Origin of the sequence: Ectothiorhodospira sp. 9100, from assembly GCF_022227565.1 — a bacterium.
GTDB classification, from domain to species: Bacteria; Pseudomonadota; Gammaproteobacteria; order Ectothiorhodospirales; family Ectothiorhodospiraceae; genus Ectothiorhodospira; species Ectothiorhodospira marina.
Map to the genome: position 1 here is coordinate 1 of NZ_JAJNAN010000069.1, position 10409 is coordinate 10409.

Sequence of the window (10409 nt, forward strand, 5' to 3'; positions counted from 1 at the left end):
GTCGTAACGGCGATGGCCGCCCGCTGTGTGCTCAGGCACCAACCTCCCCGATGCCTCCCAGCGGCGCAGTGTCGTAATGGACACGCCCAGCGCCTTGGCAGCTTCGCCGATGCTTACCAATCTTTTCATATTGGAAAGCATAGATAAGTTATGAGTAGGCTTCAAGTGAACTGCTCGAGCCCCACGAGGATAGCACGACCACCTGCCCCGGGACCGCGTATGCAACCAGGCGAAAACAGCAGAATGGGCGACTGCGCGTTGGCAATGGCACCCTTCTTCCTAGGGTCGATGGCCCGCCCGGTGTAGTCCACCAGGGCCAGGTAATCCTCGAAGGCGAACGGAATGCCGGTCTGCTCGGCCTGCACGCAGCCCCCCTCAAAATGCAGCAGCGGTTTCACCTTGCCGTCGAACCGCAGCAGGGCATCCATCTGCATCTGCTCGCGCACGGCCTGAGCCAGGTTGAACCGGGGCGTGATCCGTTCCCGGATGCTGATGTGCTGCGATTCCTCCGGGGTGGCCGCGATCCCGGCCCGCACCGAGTTGAGATCCACATAGGCCATGCAACTGAGCAGCGCCGCAGCACCTCGTCATCAGTCCACCGCTCGGCGTGCGTCGGCTCCAGCTTGACCACCAGATGATAATGGTTGGACATGACCGCGTAGGCGGCGATGTCCACGGCGAACAGGGAGGCCAGCAGCCGGATCCGATCTTCGATCCATTGCCGGCGGTGTTCATAGCTCTTGCCAGTGGCATGATCCTGTCCACACAGGAAGGTACGCCGCACACAGCGCGAGACGACGTGGTAGTAAGGGGTGTCGGTCACCGATATCTGCTGGCAACGGGGAGGCAAGGGACAGGCACTCTTGACCATTTCGGTCGGTTGTTCGCCCCCTACCGATGATGTCAACGACCACCCTCCCCCATTTCCCGGTCTTGAACCGCTCGCTGTCAGCACCCGATTTCCCCCGATCTCTTCCCCGACACCTGAACGGCGCCCAGGGGCCATCCTCGGCACATCACCGCAGCATGGGGAGTCGTTCGGGGAAGCCCGTCAGGCCGCTGATCGTCGCCGCTGCCGCCGGTACACGGCCTCAAACCGCGTACTCTGCTCCAGCCACTGATCCGGGGTGAGGCCCAGCCGCTGCAGGATCGGAGGCAGTGTGTTGTCAATGGCACCCTTCTTTTTCGGGTCAATGGCCCGCCCGGTGTAGTCCATTGCCGAGTGATATCACTCCAGGATATCATGGCAGGATGAAAACCAAGCACCGCAAGACCCTGGCGGCTGTCTACCGCCATCCCACAGCCAGCGGGATCGTGTTTGCGGAGATTGAGGCGCTTGTGGTTGCCCTGGGCGGCGAGGTGCGCGAAGGCGATGGGTCACGCGTTGCCTTCGAGTTGGGCGACGGCGGCCGCCTCTACCTGCACCGACCGCACCCCGGCAAGGAGGCAAAAAAGTATCAGGTCGAGGACGTGCGCGCCTGGCTGGACGAGAGAGGAATCAAGCCATGACCAATGTGCTCAAGTATCAGGGCTACACCGCCCGCATCGAGTTCGACGCCGAGGACGAGGTGTTCGTCGGCCATGTGCTCGGGATCGCCGACCGGATCAGCTTCCACGGCGAGAGTGTCGCCGAGCTGACCGATGCCTTCCATGTGGCCGTCGATCACTACCTGGAGGATTGCCGCGCTACCGGTCGCGAACCACTCAAGCCGGCATCCGGCCGTGTGCTGCTGCGCATTCCGCCCGAAGTGCATGCTGCGGCCAGCATCGCCGCACAGGCATCCGGCAAGAGCCTGAACCAGTGGGCCGCCGATGCCATCGCCCGCGCCGCCGAGACCGGATCACACCCAAGCCACTGATGCGCACCGAACGACAGACTGTAGTTTTTAAACTACCGCTTCACAAGCCTGTAGCGATCGGCGCCAGCCTCCCCGCTTGACGGCAGGAGAAAGGGACAGGCACTCTTGATCTTCTGTGGATTGTATGGCTGTGGTTCGTGGTCCGGGAGCGGCTGGGGATCAGCAGCGCGCCGGTTTGAAACAGGCATCCACCGGGGCGAGTGGCGCCCTATTCCCCCTCGTCCTGGCGGTACGGTTCCGGCACCTGATAGCGAGTGCTTCGGCCTCCTGCAGGTAGCCTCACCAGGCAGCCCTTCTCGACAAGACCGGCAAGGTGGCGTGTGGCGGTGGCCTTGCTGACCTTGGCTACTTTCTGGTATTGCGAGGCGCTGATACCTTGTTCAAAGCCCCTTTCTCCTCCCTCAAGCAGCCGGTCCAGCACCTTTACCTGCTCGGGGAGTAGGCCAGCCGCCCCGAAGCGCTGCCAGAAGCGGGCCTTGGCCAGTGTCCGCTCCACCTGATCCAGCACGTTCAGCAACGTGGCATCCAGGGTGTCCAGGAACCAGATAAGCCAGTCCGTCAGGTCCGGCGTTCCACGCTGGCTCTCTTCGAGATGGCGATAGTAATCGGCTCGCCGCTCCAGGATGGCTACGGACATGGCATACAGGCGAATCCCTTGCTGGTCCGCCTGCGCCAGGGCGCGATCGGCGATGGCCCGGGCAATACGCCCGTTGCCATCTTCAAACGGATGCAGCGTCACGAACCAGAAGTGCGCCAGACCGGCCCGCACGAGGGGATCCAGCCCGGGGTCATGGCGGCTGCACTCGAACCAATCGAGGAACCGGTCAACCTCGCGCTCCAGGCATTCTCGGGGTGGGGCCTCAAAATGCACCCTGGGGCGATCGATGCGGCCGGACACCACCTGCATCGGCTCCACCCCACGCCATTGGCCGGGGCGCAGTGTGGTCAGAGAGGCGTCCGCATCAGGGAACAGCCATCGATGCCATTGGAATAATCTTTCTGCATCCAGCGGTGAGTCCGGTTTGAGGGTGGCATCCAGCATCAGCTCTGCCAGGCCTTCGGATCGCGGTGAAGGAGGCTCACCAGGCTCCTCCACACCAAGGCGCCGGGCCAGCGACGAGCGTACCGACGCAACGTTCAGGCGCTCTCCTTCGATGGCCGAGGACGTGACGATGTTCTGTAATAACGTGTCCAGTGCGGCCCTCGCCCCGGTCTCCGGGTCATCTGCGGTCCACAGGGACCCTGAACGACCCAGCAAGATGCCAAGATCCTTCCAGCACTTCTGCAGCCGAGGCTGGACCTCAGCCACTTGCCAGGTGAAGCGGGGCCAATCGGGGTGTTGCCAAATCCACATGGGCGCCTGGTGGAGCAAGCCTGGACTCCAGGAAAGACGAAAGAGCGGGAGTATACGTTTTCCGCTCTCTGAATGAGCCGAATATTGGAATTTTTCGGCTCAGCAGACAAGCATGGCTCACACACACACACACATAGGGACAGGCACTCTTGACCCTTGACCGCTCAAACGGACTTCAGCGCTGCATCCCCCCACGCCGGACCTTCTGGCATAACATGCAGTATCCGGCTCCTCCCGCTCACCTGAACCGACCATGATCCAATCACATCTGAAAACCCTCATCTTCATCCTGCTTCCGCCCGTGTTACTGGCTTTGGGGATGGGCGCAGCCATCCAAGGCAGCTGGCTGCCGGAACTCCCCCAGGGCCTGGTGGAGGCACTGCCCTGGCTGATGGGCGGACTGGCGGGGGTGCTGGCCTTTCTCTATGGTCGCACTCGCACGCTCATCTGCGTGGCTCTGGTATTGCTGGTCTATCTGGGCATCATGCTCCATATCCGACCCATGGCCATGGCGCCCGGTACGGATCCACTGCCTGAGCTGGGCTATGCGCTCATGACAATGCTGATCCCCGTGGTGTTCATGGCCAATGCCTTCTGGTCCGAACGCTATCACCTGGTGATGGATTTGCTGCTGCGACTGGCAGCCTTTGGGGGGTTGGCGGGAATCGCCGTCTTCCTCGCCATGAATGATCCGGAAAACATGGCCGATCTGCTGCTGACCATTTATCTGCCTGCGCTGCACTGGGACGCCTATGGCATGCCTCAGCTTTCCTTTTGGAGCCTGGTGCTGTGCCTGGGCATCATGGGGTTCTTTCTGCTACGTCGGCCGAGCCCCCAATGGGCCGGGCAGTGGATCACCCTGGCGGGCATCGGCTGGATGCTGCCGCAACTGTTCCATACCTATGCCGTGCCCGTGTTCACTGCCACCCTGCTGCTGATTCTGGCCATCGCCGTGATTCATGAATCCTTCCAGATGGCGTTCCGCGATGACCTGACCGGCCTGCCCGGTCGTCGCGCCCTCAACGAACGACTGCAGCGTCTGGGCCGTCGCTATACCATCGCCATGACCGACGTGGACCATTTCAAGAAATTCAACGACACCCACGGGCATGACCTGGGTGATCAGGTGCTGCGGGTGGTGGCAGCCCAACTGCGCAAGGTCAGCGGTGGGGGGCGCGCTTACCGCTACGGCGGCGAGGAGTTCACCATCATCTTTCCCGGCAAGACGGTGGAGCAGTGTATTCCTCATCTGGAAGATGTCAGGGAAGCCATCGAAGCCTACGAGATCGCCGTTCGCGACGAATCATCCCGGCCGGGTAGCAAGCGGGAGGGTCGGGCAAGACGTGGGCAAGGCAAGGGCAAAAAGGTGTCGGTCACCATCAGCATGGGCGTGGCTGAACGCAGCCAGGACCATCCGGATCCTGAAACCGTCATCAAGGCGGCCGATCAGGCGCTGTATGCCGCCAAACAAGCCGGACGCAATCAGGTGTGTGCGGCGGAATAACGACATTCAAAAAGGGGGCAGATAAAAAAATCTGCCCCCTTTTTGTGCTTTTTCGTCTACTGATTCAGCACTTCGCTTTTGAACTGCGTCAAAGCTACGCGCCACCAGTCGATGGTGTCGTCCAGATTCCCGCGGCTCACTCCGTAGAGCATGTTCACGTTCATCTCCAGTACCGGGTCGCCATCATCGTCCAGGTAAGCCTTACCGAAACGATAGCTTTCGTTCCAGTCATTCATGTCCGCCAGGGTATATTCGCCGTCGGTTGCCCAGGCGGTGCTGAATCGGAGGGTCTTGCAGTTCCGGTTGTTCGAGCACCCAAAGAACATGATGGAATAACGCGTGCCATCCATGCGCCCCGTGATCATCGGGTCTCCCACCCCGTCGGTATCCAGGGTGGCAGAGCCATAGCCCCGGGCCAGATTCAAGATCTGCTCCGGATCTGTGGCATCCACCAGATCGGCGGCCCCTGCCGAGTTCACTGCCAGGGCCAGAAAGCCCCCTACCAACACACTTTTGAACATACCTGACCTCACATCATGACTGGATTCCGGCCCCGCAGGCCGTACCGGCCCCGTTGACCTGTACCGCACTTTACCCGATTCACCTCAGGCGGCCAACGTACCGCCACCTCCCGAGCCGCATCGCCCACGTGTCTGAATGAAGGATCTCTCCAGCAGTCGAGCCCTGAAGAGCCTTCGCCGCGGTGGGGAACATCCAGAGAGGGGCCGGACTCCAACGTTTATCGTGAAAGAACCAAAGTTCAGCTCCAGTCACTCCCTTCTCTCACTGGTGCATCCCTCCCATTATCTTTCATCATCGGAGGCTGCCTCAGCACCGCGATGCATGAGAAGTTAGATGTGGGATTAAACGTACGAGGCTCAGCTGATGAACCAATCGCCCCCCGGCCGTCGGGCTGGATTGATCATGTTAACCCTGTTCTGGGTGCTGGCCCTGGGCACGGGCACGTGGGTGTATCAGGGGGTGCTGGATGGGCAACGTAATCCCAATACCCACCTGGTGCAAAGCCTTGGCGACGGGAGTGGCAACATCACGCTGGAGCGCAATCGGGCCGGCCATTTCGTGGCTACCGGCCGAATCAACGGGGAGCCGGTGGATTTCCTGCTGGATACCGGCGCCACCTACGTCGCCATCCCCACGCACCTGGCTGAGCGGTTGGGATTGCCCAGGGAACACCGGGCCATGTTCAATACGGCCAATGGCCGGGTTCAGGGGCACCTCACCACGCTGGATGATGTGAGGCTGGGGGATCTCTCGGCCCGCAGCGTACGTGGGGCCATCACTCCTGGACTGGAGGGGGATTATGCCTTGCTGGGGATGAGCTACCTGGGCCGTTTCGATATTCAGATTCGTGGGTCCACGATGGTTTTGCAGCCACCTCAGGGGCGATAAAATGGGGACATAAAATGGGGACAGACACCTTTTCCGCGAGCGGAAAAGGTGTCTGTCCCCATTTTATCGCATCAACTCTCGCCAGGCGGTGATCTGTGGATGTTCGAAGGCAGCGTCCCACAGGCCGCGTTCGCGCAGATTGTCCAGGGCTTCGGGGCTGTAGCGGATGTTGATGTTGCCTGAGAGGTCGTCGAATAAGTTGCCATCGCCACCGGCCAGGGAAATCACCGAGCCGAAGATGTTCACTGAGGCCTTGTCCGCATTCAAGTGCGCGCCTTCGAGCAGGATCACCAGACCCTCGAAGGTAATCGACATACCCTCGCCTGGGTGGAGTGTGACCTGATCGGAGATCACCAGGATGCCCGCCCCATGCACATCCCCGCTCACACCGACGCTGCCCCCCCCTTTCACATGGTAAATACCCGGGGACTCGCGGTTGCCCATGAAGTCCTGAACGTACACAGAGTCCACCGCACCACCATACTCGGTGGGGGAACGGTCGTTGATCAATGGCCCCCCATCAGCATCAAGCTGCACGTGCTTTCGCTCCGGGTGCGTCAGGAGCTGGTCCACGTAATCCTTCCAGTCGCTTGCGCTTGTGCCGGAAGGGTTGCCGCCCCCCGTGCTGACCCCCTCACTCACCATGATGGGAGCGGGTTCGCCATGGATCCGCTCCGACGTGGTTTCGACTGAACGCGGCCCTTCCTCAGTGCTGCCCGTGTCTCCCAGCACCAGGTAGAGCCCTGCAAGAGAAGGCGTCTCGGCTAACGCCTCTGGCAAGTTTTCGGGGGGATTGTCGGGGCATGTGCCCGAGGTGCAGACATAGCCATCATCACTGCTTGGCAGCGGCCAGACCCGGCCGTCAAAGAGCAAGTCAAAGCTGTCGCTCTGGACATCGACATCATCATCGTCGTCCAAAGCACACGCAGCACCAAAACAATGATAGGCCCCCTCAGGATGAGGCCTTCCAAGGCCGGTATTCAGGGTGATCTGAAGGGTGCGCTGAGCGGCGGTGTTACCCACACCACCCACTACCTTCACGGTCATTGCGCTGCCATGGGTTTCGGGGGTCTCGGCGATCCACCACTGGGCCGGATGCTCGCCAGAGACATCATGAGGGCCCATGCCGTCAAGATCTTCAACCAACACGTCAGGATCCAGTCGGTTCAGATTCTTGTACATGGACTGGGACGTGGTGAGCACCTCAGCCACCCCCGTCTCCGCCGCCATGAACGCATCCGTGCCCTGTTTCTGATTGCCGGCGATGCGTTCCTGTAGATGGGCCGAACTCATCCCACTCACGCCGATCAGCGTGGCCAGTGACAGCATGACCAGTGAAACGATCAGGACTGCTCCCTGTTCCTTGACGGGTCTGTAGCGCATGAGGATCTCCTATCCTTGTATCGACGATGAATCTTGCCGATTAAAGCGCCAATACAGCCGACAAACAGCGTAACAGTTCAAATTTTGCGCGATTGCCCTGGGAGTGAATTCGAGCCGGTCGGAAACAGCCCGGGCGACTGCCCGACGTAAACCCGCCAAGACGGTTATACTCTCCCACCATTTCCCAACAGGAGCACCCCATGCGACCCAGCGGCCGCGCCCCGGATCAATTGCGAACCGTCCGTTTTACCCGAGGGTTCACCTCCCACGCCGAAGGCTCGGTGCTGGTGGAGTACGGCAATACCCGGGTGATCTGCACCGCGTCGGTGAGTGAGCGGGTGCCCCCCTTTCTCAAGGGCAAGGGACGCGGCTGGGTGACAGCGGAATACGGCATGCTGCCCCGGGCCACCCATGATCGGGTGCCCCGCGAGGCGGCCCGGGGCAAGCAGGGCGGTCGCACCGTGGAGATCCAGCGCCTGATCGGCCGCAGCCTGCGGGCGGCGGTGAACCTTGAGGCCCTGGGCGAGCGCCAGATCACCGTGGACTGCGACGTGATCCAGGCCGACGGCGGCACCCGTACTGCCTCCATCAGCGGCGGCTACGTGGCCCTGGTGGACGCCATCGCGGCCCTCAAGGCCAAGGGGCATATCAAGCGCAACCCGCTGTTCGGCAGCGTGGCTGCGGTGTCGGCAGGCATCTACAAGGGCACGCCGGTGCTGGACCTGGATTACCCCGAAGACTCCGAGGCCGAGACCGACATGAACGTGGTGATGAACGAGGCCGGTGGCTTCATCGAGGTGCAGGGCACGGCCGAGGGCCACGCCTTCCGTCCGGAGGAGTTGCAGTCCATGCTGCAACTGGCTCAGAAGGGCATCGGCGAGATCATTGCCGCGCAGCAGGCAGCGCTGGCACTGTAAGGTCCCCCTTATCCAGACCAGAGGTTCAACATGAAGATCGTGCTGGCCACCGGTAATCCGGGCAAGGTTCGGGAATTTGCCGAACTGCTGGCCCAAAGCGGGCATGAGGTGGTGCCCCAGTCGGACTTTCAGGTGCCCGAGGCCGACGAGACGGGCCTGAGCTTTGTGGAGAACGCCATCCTCAAGGCCCGGAACGCCGCCACCCATACCGGCCTGCCCGCCATGGCCGATGACTCGGGCATTGAGGTGGACGCCCTGGACGGCGCTCCGGGCATCTATTCCGCCCGCTATGCCGGCCCCAACGCCTCGGCCGGGGACAACAACGCCAAGCTGCTCAAGGCCGTGCGGGAGATCCCCGCCTCGGGTCGCATTGCCCGGTTCCGCTGCGTGATCGCCTTTTTGCGTCACGCCGAGGATCCTTCACCCATCATCGCCGAAGGCAGCTGGGAGGGCATGATCGCACCCGGGCCCGCCGGTGAGGGCGGGCATGGTTACGACCCCATCTTCCTGGATGCCGAGCTGGGCATGACGGCGGCGCAGATGAGCAGTGATGAGAAGAATCGCCGCAGTCACCGGGGGCAGGCACTGCGCGCCTTCCTGGCCCGACTGGAGGCCCTGTCGGGCCCGAACTGACCGGGATGGCCTGATGTTCGCCTCCCACCCCTCGCCGCCGTTGTCCTTGTACATTCACCTGCCTTGGTGCGTGCGCAAGTGCCCCTACTGTGACTTCAATTCCCATGCGGCGGTGTCCATCCCCGAGTCCGATTATGTGGATGCCCTGATTGCAGACCTGGAGGCGGATTTGCCACGGGTGTGGGGGCGGCGGCTGGAGAGCATTTTTCTGGGCGGAGGCACCCCCAGCCTGTTCAGTCCTGAGGCCATCGACGGTCTGTTGAGCGCCATCCGCGCCCGGCTCACCTGCCGCCCGGGGATCGAGATCACCATGGAGGCCAATCCCGGCACAGTGGAACGAGACCGTTTCCGGGGCTATCGCGAGGCCGGGGTGAACCGGCTCTCCATCGGCGTGCAGAGCTTCGATGATGGGCTGCTGCAGCGGCTGGAGCGGATTCATACCGGGGATGAGGCCCATCGGGCCGTGGCAGCGGCCCGGGCGGCGGGCTTTGACAACCTGAACCTGGATCTGATGTTCGGGTTGCCGGGGCAGAGCCTGGCTCAGGCCCTGCAGGATCTGGACACTGCCCTGACGCTGCGCCCCGAACACCTGAGCTGGTATGAGCTGACCCTGGAGCCCAACACCCGCTTCGCGACCCATCCGCCGCCCACGTTGCCCGATGAAGACACCCAGTGGGATATGCAGCAAGCGGGGGATGAGCGACTCCAGGCGGCAGGGTATGCCCATTACGAAGTGTCGGCCCATGCCCTGCCCGGGCGGGAATGCATCCACAACCTGAATTACTGGCACTTCGGCGATTACCTGGGCATCGGCGCCGGCGCCCACGGCAAGCTCACGCTGACTGACGAGGGGCGCATTCTCCGTCGCTGGAAGCAGCGTCAACCCCAGGCATACATGGAGGGTGCCCGGAGCGGCTCGGCGGTGGCCGGGGAGCGCGCGCTGACGGTGGCGGATACGGGCTTTGAATTCATGCTCAATGGGCTACGCTTGAGGGAGGGGGTCACGGTGGAGATGTTTGTTGCGCACACCGGGCTGAAGCCAGAGATCCTGGAGCCTGCCCGTGGCCGGGCGGTGGAGAGGGGGTTGCTGGCGGACTGTCAGGATCGGCTGGTGGCAACGGAGTTGGGGCGGCGGTATCTGAATGATCTAGTGGGGATGTTTTTGGAAGGGTGATGGATGTTGGGGGGATTGTGCCCACCGCTCTCCCCTCATCCCCGGCCCTTCTCCCCTGAGGGGAGAAGGGAGACCAAAGCATTTCCGAGCCCCTCTCCCCTGGGGGGGAGGGAGACCAGAGCAATTCCGAGCCCCTCTCCCCTGGGGGGGGAAGGGAGACCAGAGCAATTCCGAG

At 62.3% G+C, this 10409-nt stretch carries 13 protein-coding genes; 7 read left to right on the top strand and 6 right to left on the bottom strand.

Features of this window, described 5'->3' with window-relative positions; all coding sequences use genetic code 11:
- The 3 genes from LPW29_RS14160 to LPW29_RS14170 all read right to left on the bottom strand — a co-directional run.
- A partial coding sequence (locus LPW29_RS14160) for a MerR family transcriptional regulator (protein WP_238628555.1) occupies positions 1 to 129 on the bottom strand: 129 nt, incomplete at its 3' end.
- A 32-nt stretch (positions 130 to 161) separates the two neighbouring features.
- A complete protein-coding gene (locus LPW29_RS14165; protein ID WP_238628544.1) occupies positions 162 to 560 on the bottom strand; it encodes a hypothetical protein in 399 nt (132 codons plus the stop codon).
- A 491-nt stretch (positions 561 to 1051) separates the two neighbouring features.
- Entirely contained in the window at positions 1052 to 1216 is a 165-nt protein-coding gene (locus LPW29_RS14170) for a hypothetical protein (RefSeq protein WP_238628545.1), read from the bottom strand.
- A 35-nt stretch (positions 1217 to 1251) separates the two neighbouring features.
- Here LPW29_RS14170 and LPW29_RS14175 point away from each other — a divergent pair, with 35 nt between their 5' ends.
- On the top strand, positions 1252 to 1509 hold the full coding sequence (locus tag LPW29_RS14175; protein WP_063463796.1) for a type II toxin-antitoxin system HicA family toxin: 258 nt from the start codon (positions 1252 to 1254) through the stop codon (positions 1507 to 1509).
- Entirely contained in the window at positions 1506 to 1859 is a 354-nt protein-coding gene (locus LPW29_RS14180) for a type II toxin-antitoxin system HicB family antitoxin (protein WP_238628546.1), read from the top strand. The genes LPW29_RS14175 and LPW29_RS14180 overlap by 4 nt, the downstream gene beginning before the upstream one ends.
- 208 nt (positions 1860 to 2067) lie before the next feature.
- Here LPW29_RS14180 and LPW29_RS14185 read toward each other — a convergent pair whose 3' ends face one another.
- Complete coding sequence (locus LPW29_RS14185; RefSeq protein WP_238628547.1) at positions 2068 to 3213, bottom strand: Fic family protein; 1146 nt, start codon at positions 3211 to 3213, stop codon at positions 2068 to 2070.
- 253 nt (positions 3214 to 3466) lie between these two features.
- Between LPW29_RS14185 and LPW29_RS14190 the strand changes: the two genes are divergently transcribed.
- A complete protein-coding gene (locus LPW29_RS14190) occupies positions 3467 to 4717 on the top strand; it encodes a GGDEF domain-containing protein (protein WP_238628548.1) in 1251 nt (416 codons plus the stop codon).
- 56 nt (positions 4718 to 4773) lie between these two features.
- Here the strand turns inward: LPW29_RS14190 and LPW29_RS14195 are convergent, their stop codons facing one another.
- Entirely contained in the window at positions 4774 to 5238 is a 465-nt protein-coding gene (locus LPW29_RS14195) for a YbjN domain-containing protein (RefSeq protein ID WP_238628549.1), read from the bottom strand.
- Positions 5239 to 5641: 403 nt separating this feature from the next.
- On the opposite strand from LPW29_RS14195, the gene LPW29_RS14200 reads away from it, so the two are divergent.
- Positions 5642 to 6127, top strand: a complete 486-nt coding sequence (locus LPW29_RS14200; RefSeq protein ID WP_238628550.1) for a retropepsin-like aspartic protease family protein — start codon at positions 5642 to 5644, stop codon at positions 6125 to 6127.
- A 63-nt stretch (positions 6128 to 6190) separates the two neighbouring features.
- Here the strand turns inward: LPW29_RS14200 and LPW29_RS14205 are convergent, their stop codons facing one another.
- A complete protein-coding gene (locus LPW29_RS14205; RefSeq protein WP_238628551.1) occupies positions 6191 to 7510 on the bottom strand; it encodes a pilus assembly PilX family protein in 1320 nt (439 codons plus the stop codon).
- 200 nt (positions 7511 to 7710) lie between these two features.
- Between LPW29_RS14205 and rph the strand changes: the two genes are divergently transcribed.
- The 3 genes from rph to hemW are packed head-to-tail and all read left to right on the top strand — an operon-like array spanning position 7711 to position 10234.
- The gene (gene rph / locus LPW29_RS14210) at positions 7711 to 8427 is read left to right on the top strand and encodes a ribonuclease PH (RefSeq protein ID WP_238628552.1); all 717 of its coding nucleotides are present in this window, start codon (positions 7711 to 7713) and stop codon (positions 8425 to 8427) included.
- 30 nt (positions 8428 to 8457) lie between these two features.
- Complete coding sequence (gene rdgB, locus LPW29_RS14215; RefSeq protein WP_238628553.1) at positions 8458 to 9060, top strand: RdgB/HAM1 family non-canonical purine NTP pyrophosphatase; 603 nt, start codon at positions 8458 to 8460, stop codon at positions 9058 to 9060.
- A 13-nt stretch (positions 9061 to 9073) separates the two neighbouring features.
- Positions 9074 to 10234, top strand: a complete 1161-nt coding sequence (gene hemW, locus LPW29_RS14220) for a radical SAM family heme chaperone HemW (protein WP_238628554.1) — start codon at positions 9074 to 9076, stop codon at positions 10232 to 10234.
- The last annotated feature ends 175 nt before the right edge of the window (positions 10235 to 10409 follow it).

Coding starts and splice junctions, on each gene's coding strand:
- LPW29_RS14205 (WP_238628551.1), bottom strand. CDS start 7,510: ATGCGCTACAGACCCGTCAAGGAACAGGGAGCAGTCCTGATCGTTTCA.
- LPW29_RS14195 (WP_238628549.1), bottom strand. CDS start 5,238: ATGTTCAAAAGTGTGTTGGTAGGGGGCTTTCTGGCCCTGGCAGTGAAC.
- LPW29_RS14165 (WP_238628544.1), bottom strand. CDS start 560: ATGGCCTATGTGGATCTCAACTCGGTGCGGGCCGGGATCGCGGCCACC.
- LPW29_RS14180 (WP_238628546.1), top strand. CDS start 1,506: ATGACCAATGTGCTCAAGTATCAGGGCTACACCGCCCGCATCGAGTTC.
- rph (WP_238628552.1), top strand. CDS start 7,711: ATGCGACCCAGCGGCCGCGCCCCGGATCAATTGCGAACCGTCCGTTTT.
- LPW29_RS14185 (WP_238628547.1), bottom strand. CDS start 3,213: ATGTGGATTTGGCAACACCCCGATTGGCCCCGCTTCACCTGGCAAGTG.
- hemW (WP_238628554.1), top strand. CDS start 9,074: ATGTTCGCCTCCCACCCCTCGCCGCCGTTGTCCTTGTACATTCACCTG.
- LPW29_RS14170 (WP_238628545.1), bottom strand. CDS start 1,216: ATGGACTACACCGGGCGGGCCATTGACCCGAAAAAGAAGGGTGCCATT.
- rdgB (WP_238628553.1), top strand. CDS start 8,458: ATGAAGATCGTGCTGGCCACCGGTAATCCGGGCAAGGTTCGGGAATTT.
- LPW29_RS14200 (WP_238628550.1), top strand. CDS start 5,642: ATGTTAACCCTGTTCTGGGTGCTGGCCCTGGGCACGGGCACGTGGGTG.
- LPW29_RS14175 (WP_063463796.1), top strand. CDS start 1,252: ATGAAAACCAAGCACCGCAAGACCCTGGCGGCTGTCTACCGCCATCCC.
- LPW29_RS14190 (WP_238628548.1), top strand. CDS start 3,467: ATGATCCAATCACATCTGAAAACCCTCATCTTCATCCTGCTTCCGCCC.